Raw genomic sequence first — 15952 nt, 5'->3', positions numbered from 1 at the left:
CCCGGCCGCCGCTTTCCTGTAACTCTAAATCCATTGGGTATAAAACTTAAATAGTTATTACAGCATGCGCCGCAAATTACTTTATCCGGTAATGTTTAACGAATCGTGGAAAAATTAAGGAGAAAATGTAAATTATCGTTGTCAAATGTCGGGCTGTGTATGTCCGCGGGCATTCATCGTTCCCACGCATGAATACGGCATGAATTTCTATGCCGAAAGCGCCTTGCGATTTGCCGACCATCATCCATAACGTTGTCTTTGTCCGATAGCGGAATGCGTAACATGAGTTTCATATCGGATCGGTTAAATCTCAATATTTTCCTTTTTTGCGCATTATTTAGTCTGTTGAAGTGACATAGATGAAAGCGTGTGGTCCAAGGGAATGGTACACTGCGCCTTTCCCATTTTCCGTGATGCATTCATGAGAGTGTTTGGTGGCAAGCGCAAGGCCACTATTTTTATTATCAACAATAATCTGGATAGTTATTTAAGTAGGGGTTCACATGCAGGGCACCAAAATTGGACTTTTAGTTGGTGGAATGTTGCTGGCGGTTGCCGGCAACAACGTGCAGGCTGAAACACTACAACCCGATCCCGCCTGGCAGCAGGGCAAACTTGATAATGGTTTTTCCTGGCAGTTATTGACCACCCCGCAACGTCCGGGCGATCGGGTCGAGTTACGTCTGATGGTGAATACCGGTTCTCTGGCAGAGAATACTCAGCAATCAGGATTCGCCCATTTTATTCCCCGCCTGGCGTTAACGTCCGGGGAGGATTTTTCGTCCGTGCAACTGCCTTCTTTTTGGCAACAGGCGGAAAGCGGCGAGCGTACTATGCCGCCGGCGGTCACGTCATATGATTTCACCTTTTACAATCTGAGCTTGCCGAATAACCGACCGGATCTGCTGAAAGAAGCGCTAAATTGGTTATCAGAAACGGCGGGGCGCTTGGATATCAACGATCAGCGCATCGGCACGGCGTTAAGCACGCCCGATCGGGTGGCGACTTTTCCGCTTAATCCACAGGATCCCAGTTGGCGCTACCGGCTGAAGGGATCTACGCTGTTGGCCCACGATCCCGGTCAGGCGGTCGTTACGCCGTTAAGCAGCGAGCAATTGCGGCAATTTTATAAAACCTGGTACACCCCGGATGCCATGACGCTCTATGTCGTCGGCCATGTTGATCACCGCAGCATCGTTGAACAAATCGGTAAAGCGTTCTCATCGCTGCAAGGCAAGCGACAGGATCCGGCGCCGGTGCCGACGCTAAGCCCGTTACCGCTTCAGGCCATCAGTCTGATGGACAAAAACGTTCAGCAGGACACGCTGTCGCTGGTATGGGATATGCCGTGGCATCCCATTCGGGACGCTACGGCGTTGGCCCGTTACTGGCAGAGCGATTTAGCCAGGGAAGCCTTGTTCTGGCATGTGCAGCAGGCGTTGAAGAAAAGTTCGCAGAAAGACAATAACCTCCGGTTTAACTGTAACGTCTTTTATACTCGCGCGCAGTGCGCCATTCATATGGATTTCCCCGGCGTTGACGGCGTGATGCCGGCGATGACGTTTTTGGCCCAGGAGTTGGCGGCTCTGAGGGATAACGGACTGACGCAGCAGGAATTTGATGGGCTGATCGCGCGTAAAACCGACGAACTGAGCAAGCTGTTCGCCACCTATGCCCGTACCAGTACGGATGTGCTAATGGAGCAGCGCTTGCGGTCGCAACAAAACGGCGTGGTGGATATTGCCCCGGAGCAATACCAAAAATTACGGCAGACTTCTTTATCCGAATTGACGCTGGATGCGCTGAATCAGGAATTGCATCAGTGGCTGTCGCAAGACGCCGCGCTGATGCTGATACAGCAACAGGGCGAGCAGGAAGCGCATATGAAGGAGCTTCAGGAAGCCTATAGCCGGATTATGACGCCGACGGCGGACGCCGAGGCGGAAGAGGCCAAACCGCAGGATGAAGCGGCGGCGCCCGCAGCACAATAGTTCGTAATCGCGAGCCTTACCGCCGTCGCCATGTCGGCGGTTTCGACGCTCCCTTTACTCGCCGGGCCGTAGTCCCGCCTGCTGTCGCGAAGACGGCGGCGTGAGATATTCCTGCAAACTGCGTCACCGTATTTCTCTTGCTGCGTAAAAACGTTGGGCGCGTCTTTCACCATAACGGCAATAATCCATTGCGAGGCGGAATTGACATCCATGTCGCACGTATTATGTCTATCCGCTGGATATATTCAACTTTGGCGCGCCGGAATTTAACTAAATAATATAAAGCTAATCTATTAACCATTATTAAAATAATCGACTAGCCTGTAATCATTTATTTTATATATAATGTATTTGTTGAATGAAATGACTTAACGAATAATTTAATAGAATAATAATTAATACGGTTGGCAACAGGCTTGATAATTTATTTGAGGTTTATTTCCTGGCCTGTATATATCCATCGATGACGAACAGGCCGTTTGGACGGCCTGTTATAACGGCGGGAGATCAATCGCCGTTAAGCCGGCATCGCTTCCTGCGGGATGATGGCTCCGCGATACTGAATAACCGTGCCGGCGGTCAGATGGCCGCGCTGCGCCGCCGCCGCCGCGCTGCCGCCGTTCAGACGGACGGCCAGATAACCGGCGCTGAAGGAGTCGCCCGCCGCGGTGGTGTCCACCACTTTCTCTTTTGGCAGCTTCACGGCGGGTACATCGATCAATTCTTGCCCCTGTTGCGAAATAAGACAGGAGTCTGCGCCGCGTTTAATCACAATCTCCGTTACGCCCAAACCGTGGGTGCGTTCCAGCACTTCGGCGACGGGTTTGGCTCCCCACAGCATATCCTCATCATCCAACGTCAGGAATGCGATATCCGTGCAGGAGAGCATGTCGGTATAGGCCTTTTGCGTCTCTTCTTTGCTTTGCCACAGGCGCGGACGATAGTTGTTGTCAAAAATAACTTTACCGCCATTGGCGCGGCAGGTTCGTAATAAAGTTAAAAGACGTTGACGGCTTTCGGCATTCAGAATCGCCAGGCTGATGCCGCTCAGATAGAGATAATCAAAGCGTGCCAAATCTTGGCAAATTTTTTCCGCCTCGGCGCTGTCAAGCCAATAGCGGGCGGCGGCATCATTGCGCCAGTAGTAGAACGTGCGCTCGCCGCTGGCGTCGGTTTCGATAAAATACAAACCGGGCAGCTTATCATCCAGACGTTGGATCAGATCGGTTTGCACCCCTTCCTGTCGCCATGCGGCAATCATCTCTTCGCTAAAGCTATCGGTGCCGAGTGCGGTAACGTAATGAACCGCCAATGCATCGGGCTGAACCTGACGGGCAATATACACGGCGGTATTCAGGGTATCGCCGCCAAATCCACGGCTAAGATCCGTGCCTTTTTGCGACAGTTCGATCATGCATTCGCCGATTACGGCAATGTTGTTAGTTGTCATCAACGCTGGCCTGTTTGAAAAATAAGGAATCAGTAAAACGCAGAAATTACTGCCAGTCTCAACATAACGGGACGCCGAGTCAATAGTGTTGAAATGATGTTTTATTTTTTTATGATATGGATCGGAAAACAACGATGCTCCGATCCATTTTGCCGGCGATGAACTGGGCGGGACAGCTATTTTTGGCGCAGATGGGTGACGCTTTCCCCGCCGATCCCCCAGTTGTCGGTGTCTACTTCGTCGATTACCACGACGGTGGTGGCGGGGTTTTTCCCCAGCGTATCGGCAAGAAGCCGGGTGACGCCGGAGATTAGGGTTTTCTTTTGCTCGGCGGTTGCGCCTTCGCGGGTGATTTTAATATTAACGTACGGCATAGAGGCTCCAGTTTATGGTTGTGATGACATCTGTTGAGACTATGTTTTTACATCCTCTTCATCTTTCAAATGGCAGGCCTGTTTGCTGCCCGCCGCTTGAATGAGTTAAGGGCGGCGCTTTACTGCCGCACGTCGTCTTGCCGTTCGTTGCGATCTGTCGAGGTATCGCCTTTATAATTCGCCGTGGCGATCCAGGCGGCGCAAAAGAGCGTCAGGCGGGCGAAAAAGTAGAAAAACGCCATCAATCCGATAACGGAACCGAAGGCGGCGCCAGACGGGGAGCTCGCCAGTTTGGGCAGTGAGACTGTCATGGCGAACTTAATCGCTTCAAAACCAATTGCGGCAAGCAGCGTTCCCCGGAATAGCGCCTTACGTTTAGGCTTATGCCGGGGCAATACGAAAAAGATCCATAGAAATAATAAGTAGTTGGCTAAAATCGAAATCGACAACGCGATCAGGGTCAACGCCGGACGCAGCCACTCAATGTCCTGCAACCCTAATGCGCTGACGATCATATTCTGCGCGGTGCCTGCAACTGAGGTCAGGAACAGCGTAATAATCAACGCGACCACCAGCCCGGTCAGAGATAAAAAATCACGGGTGTACTTAAAGTAGATTTTCTCTTCATCTTGCGGGTTGCGTTCCCAGACATCGCGCGATTGCGCACGGATCGCCTCACGTAAATTCCCCATCCAGCTGACGCCGGAATAAAGCGCGATGAGCAACCCCGTGATCCCAACCGTGGTGCGCTGCTGGATCGCGGTATTCACCGTATTTTTCAGCGTATTCGCCAGGTTGGGGTCGCTGATGCTGTTGACGATGCGGTTAATCAATTCCGTTAGAAGATCTGGATTTGAAGCCAGTACAAAACCGACGGCGGCAAAGGAGACCATTAAAATGGGAATCAGGGACAGAAAGGAAAAATAGGTGATCGCCGCGCCAAACTGGTTCCCCATCCGGTCATTAAAACGCTCTCCTGCGCGGATCATATGCGCCACGCTCGGAATGGCCTGAATGCGTTCCGCCCACCTTTTGCTGCGGGTTAAAAGGGTTCGTGATTGTTGTGATGATTTGCCCTCTTTTTTTTCCGTAGGGGCCGGCTGAGAGTGATGGGCTTTGTCTGCCGGTACTGGCATTGAACTTCTCCTGTGCTTGGATTTTGTGTTGCGCGGCTAGCTTAATTATAACCAACAAGATAAGAACGTTACGATTTCTGTGGTTTATCGCCAATTCGCCTTATTTTGCCTGCGCAGGTTAATAGCGTGGGCGCGGCTATTTAGCTGAGAACCAAACCGCCACGTTGGATTGTCGGGCGGCGCTATGGCGTCTTTTTTGCTTAAAATGAGGGCGCCGTTTTTCTATGCCATTACTCAATGACCTGCTCAGTTTTAATGAACAGTTTTTGCTACCGCCGCCTTGATGCAGCTCGAAATCCATTGGGTATATATCAACTTACCAATTCGCATCCTTTTGAATGTACAAACTAATAATAATCCCCGTTACTTTTTAGCATTATTTGAGCGTGAAAGGCGGGAATAGCTTGTTTATACTCAGAAGCTTCAATTCGAGCTGTAGTTAATGTTGTTGCCGTAGCAATAATGTTTAGTGAGTAAAAAGGCCTCATGTCTGTTTCATCTCCACCTGAATCCGCTGTCGGCGCATTACGTTTGAATTTGCGTATCGTGTCTGTCGTTATTTTCAACTTCGCCAGCTATCTGACCATCGGTTTGCCGATCGCGGTATTACCCGGTTATGTTCACGATCACATGGGCTACAGCGCGTTCTGGGCGGGATTGGTGATTAGCCTGCAATATTTTTCCACTCTGCTGAGCCGGCCCCATGCCGGGCGGTATGCCGATGAGAAAGGCCCCAAAAACGTGGTGTTATTGGGTCTGACGGGCACATTGCTGAGCGGCGTGTTTTATCTTCTGGCGGCCTGGAATGATGCTTCTCCCGCCCTTGCATTGCTGCTGCTGTGCGCCGGACGCCTGATCCTCGGCGCCGGGCAGAGCTTTGCCGGCACCGGCGCAACCTTATGGGGCGCGGGTATCGTCGGGTCGCGCCACATCGGGCGGGTCATTTCGTGGAATGGCATCGCCACTTACGGCGCGATGGCGATTGGCGCGCCGCTGGGCGTGTGGTTAAGCCATCTTGGCGGCCTGAGGCTGCTGTCGACCTTCATTATCCTGGTGGCGGCCATCGCCATCGTTTTTGCCCTGCGGCGACCGGCGGTGAAGGTGACGCCGGGCAGGAAAATCCCGTTTAAGGAAGTGCTGGGCAAAGTCTGGGTCTATGGCATGATCCTCGCTCTCGCGTCGGCAGGTTTCGGGGTGATCGCGACTTTTATCACGCTGTTCTATGCCGATAGAAACTGGCAGGGCGCGGCGCTGACGCTGACGATTTTTAGCTGCGCTTTTGTGGGCGCGCGTCTGCTGTTTCCGAATAGTATTAACCGCTTTGGCGGTTTACGCGTGGCGCTGGCCTGTTTTGTGGTGGAAATTACCGGCTTGCTGCTGGTGTGGGGCGCGACGCAGCCGCTTATGGCCGAATTGGGCGCGCTGCTGGCGGGCGCCGGATTCTCACTGGTCTTTCCGGCGTTGGGCGTGGTGGCCGTTAAAGTGGTATCGCCGCAGAATCAAGGAAGCGCATTGGCCACCTATACCATTTTCCTCGATCTCTCTTTAGGGATTGTGGGCCCGGCCGCCGGCGTGCTGATGGGCTATACCGGTATCGCTTCGATATATCTGGCGGCCGCTATGCTGGGAATCTGCGGCCTGTTGCTGACGTGGCGTCTGAGTCGCCGTAATGCTCGGTGAAGGCTCCTAATATTATTCGTTATTCCCCCTCTTCTTGCGTTCCATGGGGCTTCCTAGCCCTGTGAACGCCGTCTGTTACGGTCAATAACGACAGTGCGAGTGGACTCACGTTTAACCCCCATGCTTTGTGTTGAAATGTAAACAGGTGCTTAGTCTTGTATTCATCACCTGCCTCATATTTTGCACTATTCCAAATATCTTCCGCTTTCTATTGTGATTTACGGTTTCTGGACATGGAGATAATCCAATGAGTAATAAGCCAACACGTGATCCTAAAAGTCGCCGTCATTTTCTGAAATCGACCGGCATCGTTATTGGCGCGTTAGGGGGAATGGCGCTGTCTCGGACGGCGCAGGCAGTGCCTGTTCCCGCTCCGGCGCCGGAGAAGTGGGATACGACCGTCGATGTTCTGGTTATCGGTACCGGGTTTGCCGGACTGGCGGCCGCCATTGAGGCACGTAACGCCAAGGCTAGCGTGCTGGTGATTGACAAAATGCCTCTGTTGGGCGGGAACTCCGTGCTTAACGGCGGAGATCTTTCCGCCGCGGGCTCCAAAATGCAAAAAGAGCTGGGGATCCAGGATTCGCCGGAACTGATGTATCAGGACATGATGAAAGCCGGTAACTGGCTCAATTATCCGGAACTTGCCAGAACGGTGGCCGAACATTCGGTGGAAGCCCTTGAGTGGGCGCAGAGTATTGGCGCGGAATTTAACGTCGTCAACTATCACGGCGGTCATTCGGTGAAGCGCGCGCATCAGCTGGCGCAACGTTCAGGTTCCGGTCTGATCGTGAAACAGCAGCAGAAAGCCAAAGAGCTGGGCGCGGTTATCGAGCAAAGAACCAAACTGCTGCGCTTGATTGTCGATCGGGATGGCGGCGTGATTGGCGCCGAGGTCAGACGCGGATACCGCTTCCCGGACGAAGAGTCCGGCAATATCGCCTATATTCGGGCCACAAAGGGCGTGGTGCTGGCATCCGGCGGTTTCTCGCAGGGCGTGGCGTTGCGGCAGATGTACGATCCCAGACTGACTGAGCAGTTCACATCCACCAATCATCCGGGGGCAACCGGCGAGGTGATTATGGCTGCCTGCATGATTGGCGCGCTGGATACTCAAATGGACTGGATCCAACTGGGGCCCTGGACCAGCCCGGACGAGCAGGGATTCGGCTATGTGCCTCAGTTCGTTGAGCGTGTCGTCGGTTATGGCCTGATGGTTGATCCCGCTAACGGGAAGCGCTTTTTTAAAGAAACGGGGAACCGTAAGGAGCGGGCCGATGCGATTATTCAGCTGGGCCATCCGGCCGTTATCGTGGCGGATAAGACCAACACCGCCAATATGGTTGACCCCGGCCAGTTGGAAGGGGCGTTAAAGAACGGATCGTTAAAGGCTTATGATACGCTGGAAGACGTGGCGAAAGCGTACGATATGCCGGTAGCGGCGTTTGTCGAGCAGGTTAATCGCTGGAACGGATTCGTCAGTCAGCACAGCGATCCCGACCTTGACTGTATGATTTTCGAAGATGCGGCGCCAAACGTCACGCCGCCGTTTTACGCGGCGCGTCTGTGGCCGAGGGTACACCACACGATGGGCGGTTTGGCGATCAACAAAGAGGCGCAGGTTATCGGTTTTGATCTGAAGCCGATACCTCACTTGTATGCCGCCGGAGAAACGGTCGGCGGCGTACACGGCGCGGTCAGGCTTGGCAGCGTCGCCATGACCGACTGCATCGTCTTTGGCCGCATCGCCGGGAAAAACGCCGCGCTGAGCGCCTGATTCAAAGGGGTGGTGGCCGCGCGTGCGGCCACGTTAGAAAAGAACGCGTTGAAACGGCGACATTAAACGTTATTGCGGCTCTCGCTTCATTTCGGCTAGCGCTCCATTGCCGTCGATGTATCGGTACTGTCCGTTAGACTGCGAAAATCGATGCTACGCTGGCGTAAATGTTTCCCTGTTCAGACAAACGACATAAATCCTAATCAGGATCGTTATATATTCGGGCTTATCTGAAACCTTGATAGGGTGAGTATTCATTCGTCGAAAGAGTTAAACCCATTTGCTATATCGTATGTATACATAAGCCACGATAATAATCCAGAGCACAACGAAGAGCCCCGGATAGAACGGAACGAAACGAACGATAACATATGCCCCAATCACACTAATTATAATAGGGACGAGGTAAAAGAAAGACTGCAATAACCATAGAATAAACCGCTTCATTTTTTTAATATCTCATACAATGCATCAGCTATTTTTTCCGGATTGTTATCACCTGTTTCCAACCGCGTGCAATTGCTTGTAATCGCTTAATAGGTGGTTATTTTAAAACGGTTTACCCGGAAAACCGCCAAAAAAAAGCCCTCCGTCATGGAGGGCAAAAGACAGGGATGGTGTCTATGGCAAGGAAAACAGGGTATATCTACTACAGGTTATTACTCGAACTACACACTACTCAGGATTGCTCGGCGATGCCTGATTATTGCGCAGACATCTGATTAAACATTGAAACCTGCTGGCTCATCTCTTTCATTCTTTGCTGATGTTTCTGTTCTAAAACCTTTTTTTGTTCCGGCGTCAGCAGGTTATACATCTGGTTGCGAACGCGGGTCATCTGGACCTGACGCTCAATCTGCACTTGCATCATCTTGGTTATCTGATCGCGGACGGCGGCTTCATCAAATTGGCCCGCGATAACCAGCCTATGCATGGCCTCAACATCTTCAGCGTTAAACTCCGGGGAGTCCTGACGGCCCTGATGCATCAGATCGCGCATCTGCTGCCGCTGCTGCTCGCTTAACTTCACACCGTCAAACATCCCCGGCTGACCGGAAAATGGTTTCGTGGCAGAGTCATTATGATGACAGTTACTCACAGACACACTCTCAAAACCTGCTGCAAACGTGGTAAAGGAACTCAGCATCAGCAGTGAAGCAAGAGATAACGTTGTGACTTGCGGCATCAATAACTCCCCGGTTTGGCGTGCTGTTTTGTGAATCAATGGACATGAGTCTAATCGTCTTGCTGCAAACATGCGTCAGAGGATGTAAAACTACGTAAAGTCATGGAATAGCGCTAATCTATGACGTATTTTGCCCCCTGGAGGTAAAGAATATATGAACAAGATCCTGTTGGTTGATGACGATAGAGAGCTAACGTCTTTATTGAAAGAATTGCTCGAAATGGAAGGTTTTAACGTCGTTGTCGCCTACGATGGCGAACAGGCGTTAAGCGTATTGGATAGCACCGTTGACCTGTTATTGCTGGATGTCATGATGCCGAAGAAAAACGGTATCGATACGTTAAAAGAGCTGCGCCAGCAGCATCAGACTCCGGTGATCATGCTGACTGCCCGCGGCAGCGAGTTGGATCGTGTTCTCGGCCTGGAATTAGGCGCGGATGACTATCTGCCGAAGCCTTTTAACGACCGTGAACTGGTGGCGCGTATCCGCGCCATTTTGCGGCGTTCAAACTGGACGGACCAGCAACAGTCTGGTGAAAACGGCGCGCCGACGCTGGAAGTTGACGGGCTGCGGCTGAATCCCGGCCGGCAGGAAGCCAGCTTTGATGAAACCGTGCTGGATCTGACCGGCACCGAATTCACGCTGCTGTATCTGCTGGCGCAGCGGCTGGGTCAGGTGGTTTCGCGCGAGCATTTGAGTCAGGAAGTGTTGGGGAAACGGCTTACGCCGTTTGACCGCGCCATTGATATGCATATCTCTAACCTGCGTCGTAAATTGCCGGAGCGGAAAGATGGCTTGCCGTGGTTTAAAACGTTACGCGGGCGAGGTTACCTGATGGTGTCTGCTGCATGATTAATAGCCTGACTGCGCGTATTTTCGCTATTTTCTGGTTGACGCTGGCGCTGGTTCTCATGCTGGTACTGATGGTGCCCAAGCTTGATTCACGCCAGTTGACAGCGTTGCTGGAAAGCGAGCAGCGGCAAGGGATTATGCTGGAGCAACATATTGAAGCCGATCTGGCGAACACCCCGGCCAATGATTTACGCTGGTGGCTGCGGTTATTCTGGGTGATTGAGAAATGGGCTCCGCCGGGGCAGCGTCTTTTGTTGGTTACCAGTGAAGGACGGGTGCTTGGCGCTCAGAAAAATGAAACGCAAATTGTGCGTAATTTTATCGGCCTGTCCGATAATGCCGATCATCCGCAAAAAAAGAAATATGGCCGTGTTGAGCTGCTGGGGCCGTTTTCCATTCGGGATGGTGAAGATAATTACCAGCTTTATCTGATTCGCCCGGCCAGCAGCCTACAGTCGGATTTTATTAACCTGTTGTTTGACCGGCCGTTATTACTGCTGATATTCACCATGCTGATCAGCTCCCCTCTCTTGTTATGGTTAGCCTGGAGCCTGGCCAAACCGGCCCGTAAGCTGAAGTATGCGGCGGACGAAGTGGCGCGCGGCAACCTGCGTCAACATCCTGAGTTGGAAGCCGGTCCGCAGGAGTTTCTGGCGACCGGGGTCAGTTTTAACCAGATGGTCAGCGCGCTGGAGCGGATGGTAACGGCGCAACAGCGGCTGTTGTCTGATATTTCACACGAACTGCGCACGCCGCTCACCCGTTTGCAACTGGCCACCGCATTGCTGCGCAGACGCCAGGGGGAGGGCAACGAGCTAAGCCGCATTGAAACCGAAACGCAGCGGCTGGACAGCATGATTAACGACCTGCTGGTTTTGTCCCGCAATCAACATAAGAACGAGCTCACCCGCGAATTTATCCGCGCCGATGAGCTGTGGAGCGATGTGTTGGATGACGCCCGTTTTGAAGCGGAGCAAATGGGGAAAACGCTGGATGTGCCGTATCCTCCCGGTCCGTGGACGTTGTATGGCAATCCTTCCGCGCTCGACAGCGCGCTGGAGAATATTGTCCGCAATGCGCTGCGTTACTCTCACCGTCATATTGAAGTCGCATTCTCCGTTGATAATCAGGGCATCACCATCAAGGTGGATGATGACGGCCCAGGCGTTAGCCCGGAAGACCGGGAGCAGATTTTCCGGCCTTTTTACCGCACGGACGAAGCCCGCGATCGGGAGTCTGGCGGCACCGGTTTGGGGCTGGCCATCGTGGAAACGGCGATTTCGCAGCATAAGGGCTGGGTGAAAGCGGAAGATAGTCCGCTGGGTGGATTACGATTGGTTATCTGGTTACCATTACATCAAAGATAAATGGCAACAACGTCAGGCTGTTGGTAAAGCCCTGGCGTTCCGGTTTTTGCGCCACGGTATTGTCGTTAACTTCACGTTAATCTTTTCCGCTGTATCCTCTCCGGGCGCTGCGTATCGGCGCCAGCCATATCTTTTTGATAATAGGCTACTCTTATTGGCGCCGGGATAGAGCGATACCCCGGCGATGATGGGAACAATAGCCGACCGGCAGCCATATGGCCTGAAATTGAATCCAACAGGAACATGTACATGAAAGGACTAACTTTGCTGGCGGGTCTACTGAGTACGCTTTTTAGCTGCCACGCTTTTAGCTCTACTGATGGTATTTGCGGTTTTTCTGACGCGGAGTGCGGAATGCCGGCGTTTCCTTACCTTTTGCCGGATAACGATACCAGAACCAATTTGATGCTGCTCCAGAGCAGCCGCCAGCATATTGCTTTGCCGGTGCCTCAGCCGCTCCCCGACCAGACACGGTCGCGTACCGACCCCTTTACCGCATATCGCGTTATGGGGCTGGCGGCGACGGAAGGCCCGGCTCCATCGGCGGATGAGGCTTCAGCGCAAACCGCCGCCGGCGACAGCGCGCTGGTAAATAAGGCCCGTCAGTTGAAGCTGCCGTCTGACGTGCAGGAAAAATTCGCTACGCTGACGTCCAACGACGGGGAAGGCCGGCAAATATCCAACGATCTCTCGACCGTCGAAGACTTTTTTGATGTGCTGTTGGCCGACCAACAGTTAACCGATGCTCAGCGCACGCCGCTTGCTCTGGCGCGTTTAATTATCCTGTCCCCGGATTATTCCCCGTCTTCGTTATCCGACGAGCTTGAGCGTCTGCCGGATGAGGGACATGCGGCAGATCTTAAACGCTATCTGATCAATAGCCAGGCTTTCTATCAGGGGGAATTCAAGCAGGCAAACAGCGGCTTTCAGGAACTGACGGAAGCCGGACAACCGTGGGTCGCTGAAACCGCGCGTTATATGCTGATCCGCGTGGCGATTAACGAAGCGATGCAATCCGCGCTGGATGAATACAATATGTTCGATGCCGGCAAAGCCGATAAAAACGCGGCATCGTCAGCCATAGGGCGCATTGATGATTATCTGCGGCAGTATCCGCGGGGTTTATATGTCGGCTCCGCGCAAGGGCTCTACCGGCGGGCATATTGGATCCTCGGCGATCTGAACGCGTTACCCAAAATTTATCAGCAGGTATTGGATCGCGCCGATAATGCCGGCGATCTGCAGGTATTAAGCGATGAGATCGACAACAAACTGCTGGAGCGGGAAACATTTACCGCGGCGGCGGATAGCCCGCTGTTGGCGCTGGTGCAGGATCTTAAACGGCTGCGCGCGGTTCATGGCGGCTGGGGACGTTTCCCTGAATTATCCGCCGAAGAGTTGGCGGCCCAACAAACCCTGTTCGAGCAGGTGGCGATGCAAAACGAATACCACTATCTACAGACCGCCTATCAGTTTTATCGGCTGAAAGATTATGCCGCCGTCGTGAACGGGGTCGCGGAAACTCACGATCGGAATCTCACCGATACCACGAGTTTCAGTTTGCAAGTGTTGCGCGGTCAGGCGCTCCAGCAGTTGGCGCGCTGGGATGAAGCAGAAATGCATTGGCGCCGCCTGCTCTCCTTGAATACCGACTATACCCAGCAGCAGTTCCTGCAACTGGCGCTGGCTGAAACGCTGGTTAAGGCCGGTCATCCGGAAAGGGTATTCACGTCGGATAGTCCGGTTAAAAATCTGCGTTTTCGTTCCGCGGTGCTAAAAGTCAGCGCCAGCGCCGACCTGTTGCGTCAGCAAACGGGACCGCAACAAACCCATGAAGAACGGGCCATCGCCCTGCATACGTTGTTAACCAAATCGCTGCTACACGCGGACTATGCCGGTTATCTGAAAGATAGCGCGCTCAGAAAAGAAATTCTGCCGTTGGATGATGCGGAAAACATGGACTGGAGTCTGGACGATCTAGCCGTTTTTAACTGGGACGGCGGCGATACCGAGGAGGGATATCAATGCCCTGCGCTGGATAGCGTGGTTAATACGCTAAATCAGCGGCCGAACGATGCGCGGTCCATTAACTGCCTCGGCGAGTTCTTTCTGCGAACCGGCGATACCGTCGGATTTGACTGGGGAGAGAGTAATATGCTGGATGAGTTAATCAATGCGCCGACGCAATTCAAAGGGACGGAATATAATCGGCTGGATGGATACATGCGGGTTATCGCCGATCCTGACGCGCCGCCGGAAGATAAAAGCTATGCGCTCTATCGGGCGGTCTACTGCTATGCGCCCAGCGGTTTTAACGACTGCGGCGGACAGGACATCAGTAAAGCGACGCGTAAGGCCTGGTTTACCCAACTGAAAACCGAGTTTAAAGGCAGCCTGTGGGCAAACAAGCTCAAGTATTACTGGTAACCTGGATAGCGCTCCTGCTCTGGCCGTGGAGCGGCGCGGCGGCTCAGGCCGGCAGCGTCAACGCCGCGCAATATCAGGCTTTCTGGCTGTGGGCGGCCGTTCGGCCGCAGAGCGTGCTGCATCAGGCTCAGACGCTCTATCTGCATCAGGGCGAGATCGCCCGTCGGCAGGGGCAAACGGTCTTTCTGCGCCAGGGGATCCCCGCCAGTAAACTACGCGTTGCTTCTCTGTGGCTGTCTTACCGGCTGACGACGCTGTCGCTGTCGGATGAGCACCTCAACCGCATGTTGAAGCTACAGGAAGCGTGGCGCCGCCACGGTAATCAGGTCAGGGGAATTCAGATTGATTTTGACGCCGAAAGTTATCAACTGGCGGGATATGCGGCGTTTTTACAGCAACTGCGGCAACGGCTGCCGAAAGATTGCCTGATCAGTGTCACCGGGTTGCTCGACTGGTCGAAAACCGGCGACGTCGCCGAGTTGAACCGGTTGCGCGGCAGCATTGATGAACTGGTGATCCAAACCTATCAGGGGCGCAGCACCGTAACCAACTACGCCGACTACCTGCCGGCGCTGCAAAAGTTGACGATCCCTTTTCGGCTGGGTTTGGTGCAGCACGGTAAGTGGGATAAGAAATGGCAACGGCGGCTTGCGGCTTCCCCTTATTATCGCGGGGAGGTCGTTTTCCTGGTTAATCCACCGCGAAAAAAGCCTTAACCGGTTAGGTTCGTCCCCCAAAGCCGTTCTGCCGCCAGGCTTCATAGCTGATAATGGCGACGGCGTTGGACAGATTGAGGCTGCGGCACTCCGGCTGCATAGGAATGCGGATGCGGAAATCCGCCGAAAAGCCGTTACGGATATCATCCGGCAGGCCCGCGGTTTCCGAGCCGAACAGCAGTACGTCGCCGGGCCGATAATCGGGCTGGTCGTAAGGGCGGCTGCCTTTGGTGGTGCAGGCGAAAATGCGTTGCCCTGCGACCGCCGCCAGAAAATCCTGATAGTTTTTATGGCGCTTGACGCTGGCGAGATCGTGATAATCCAGCCCTGCCCGGCGCAGCTTCTTCTCTTCAAAATCAAAACCCAGCGGCTCAATCAGATGAAGCGTGCAGCCGTTATTGGCCGCCAAACGGATAATATTGCCGGTGTTTGGCGCTATTTGTGGCTCATAGAGCGCAATATGAAACATGAGATAACTTCAATCGCAAAGAAAAATTCCGCCGCAGTATATAACATTCTCCGCGGGCGGCCCAAAGCCTGGCGGACGCAGAATGCAGATAACTCTGCACGACGTTTCCGTTTGCAGCGATTACACTGTATATCAACGGGACCGGGAATATATGCGGTTCCGAATAGCGATACGGTTTGGCACATTCCGTGCCGTGGAGGACCGAATGAAACACGCAATTACGCTGACGGCATTATTGTTTGCCTTGTTTTCACTGCCGTTGGTTACACAGGCCGACGCCGCGAAAGCGCCATCGACGCAGCAGCAACAGTATGAAAACGGCATCAATAGTCAGAAGCAGTTACAACAACGTATGCAGCAGAATCAGCAGTTGCAGAAACAGCAGTTGAATCAGCAATTACAGCAGCGCAATAGTCAGTTGCAGCAACAGCAGCAGCAACAATTGCAACAGCAGCAAAAGCGGATACAGCAGGCGACGCCCTCAGTTCAGCCGCCGTCCGCCTCTTAGCGGCAGGGGATGAGCCTG

The 15952-nt window shown here is 53.3% G+C and carries 13 protein-coding genes; 8 read left to right on the top strand and 5 right to left on the bottom strand.

Going from position 1 to position 15952, the window contains the following annotated elements:
- Window positions 1-503 precede the first annotated feature (503 nt).
- On the top strand, window positions 504-1991 hold the full coding sequence (locus HC231_RS22850; protein ID WP_208228939.1) for a M16 family metallopeptidase: 1488 nt from the start codon (window positions 504-506) through the stop codon (window positions 1989-1991).
- Between the two features lie 517 nt (window positions 1992-2508).
- Here HC231_RS22850 and kdgK read toward each other — a convergent pair.
- The 3 genes from kdgK to yhjD all read right to left on the bottom strand — a co-directional run bounded on the left by kdgK (window position 2509) and on the right by yhjD (window position 4951).
- Entirely contained in the window at window positions 2509-3441 is a 933-nt protein-coding gene (gene kdgK / locus HC231_RS22845; protein WP_208228938.1) for a 2-dehydro-3-deoxygluconokinase, read from the bottom strand.
- A 176-nt stretch (window positions 3442-3617) separates the two neighbouring features.
- On the bottom strand, window positions 3618-3815 hold the full coding sequence (locus HC231_RS22840; RefSeq protein ID WP_208228936.1) for a 2-hydroxymuconate tautomerase family protein: 198 nt from the start codon (window positions 3813-3815) through the stop codon (window positions 3618-3620).
- A gap of 119 nt (window positions 3816-3934) precedes the next feature.
- The gene (gene yhjD / locus HC231_RS22835) at window positions 3935-4951 is read right to left on the bottom strand and encodes an inner membrane protein YhjD (RefSeq protein ID WP_208228934.1); all 1017 of its coding nucleotides are present in this window, start codon (window positions 4949-4951) and stop codon (window positions 3935-3937) included.
- Window positions 4952-5437: 486 nt separating this feature from the next.
- On the opposite strand from yhjD, the gene HC231_RS22830 reads away from it, so the two are divergent.
- The gene (locus tag HC231_RS22830) at window positions 5438-6631 is read left to right on the top strand and encodes an MFS transporter (RefSeq protein ID WP_208228933.1); all 1194 of its coding nucleotides are present in this window, start codon (window positions 5438-5440) and stop codon (window positions 6629-6631) included.
- A 247-nt stretch (window positions 6632-6878) separates the two neighbouring features.
- A complete protein-coding gene (locus tag HC231_RS22825) occupies window positions 6879-8408 on the top strand; it encodes a flavocytochrome c (RefSeq protein WP_208228931.1) in 1530 nt (509 codons plus the stop codon).
- 703 nt (window positions 8409-9111) lie between these two features.
- Here the strand turns inward: HC231_RS22825 and cpxP are convergent.
- Window positions 9112-9594, bottom strand: a complete 483-nt coding sequence (cpxP, locus tag HC231_RS22820; RefSeq protein ID WP_208231490.1) for a cell-envelope stress modulator CpxP — start codon at window positions 9592-9594, stop codon at window positions 9112-9114.
- A gap of 154 nt (window positions 9595-9748) precedes the next feature.
- Here cpxP and cpxR point away from each other — a divergent pair, with 154 nt between their 5' ends.
- The 4 genes from cpxR (at window position 9749) to HC231_RS22800 (ending at window position 14957) form a co-directional block, all read left to right on the top strand.
- Window positions 9749-10447: an envelope stress response regulator transcription factor CpxR gene (gene cpxR / locus HC231_RS22815; protein WP_208228930.1), complete on the top strand. Its 699-nt coding sequence runs from the start codon at window positions 9749-9751 to the stop codon at window positions 10445-10447.
- Window positions 10444-11814, top strand: coding sequence for an envelope stress sensor histidine kinase CpxA (cpxA, locus tag HC231_RS22810; protein ID WP_208228928.1), 1371 nt, complete (start codon window positions 10444-10446; stop codon window positions 11812-11814). The genes cpxR and cpxA overlap by 4 nt, the downstream gene beginning before the upstream one ends.
- Before the next feature lie 249 nt (window positions 11815-12063).
- Complete coding sequence (locus HC231_RS22805; protein WP_208228926.1) at window positions 12064-14241, top strand: PA5441 family protein; 2178 nt, start codon at window positions 12064-12066, stop codon at window positions 14239-14241.
- Window positions 14211-14957, top strand: coding sequence for a DUF3142 domain-containing protein (locus HC231_RS22800; protein ID WP_208228925.1), 747 nt, complete (start codon window positions 14211-14213; stop codon window positions 14955-14957). The genes HC231_RS22805 and HC231_RS22800 overlap by 31 nt, the downstream gene beginning before the upstream one ends.
- 4 nt (window positions 14958-14961) lie before the next feature.
- Here the strand turns inward: HC231_RS22800 and HC231_RS22795 are convergent, their stop codons facing one another.
- Window positions 14962-15426, bottom strand: a complete 465-nt coding sequence (locus HC231_RS22795; RefSeq protein WP_208228923.1) for a tRNA (cytidine(34)-2'-O)-methyltransferase — start codon at window positions 15424-15426, stop codon at window positions 14962-14964.
- Between the two features lie 205 nt (window positions 15427-15631).
- Between HC231_RS22795 and HC231_RS22790 the strand changes: the two genes are divergently transcribed.
- The gene (locus tag HC231_RS22790; protein ID WP_208228921.1) at window positions 15632-15934 is read left to right on the top strand and encodes a hypothetical protein; all 303 of its coding nucleotides are present in this window, start codon (window positions 15632-15634) and stop codon (window positions 15932-15934) included.
- The last annotated feature ends 18 nt before the right edge of the window (window positions 15935-15952 follow it).

Source organism: Brenneria izadpanahii, assembly GCF_017569925.1.
Classification (GTDB): domain Bacteria; phylum Pseudomonadota; class Gammaproteobacteria; order Enterobacterales; family Enterobacteriaceae; genus Brenneria; species Brenneria izadpanahii.
This window is presented reverse-complemented; position numbering and strand designations above follow the sequence as displayed.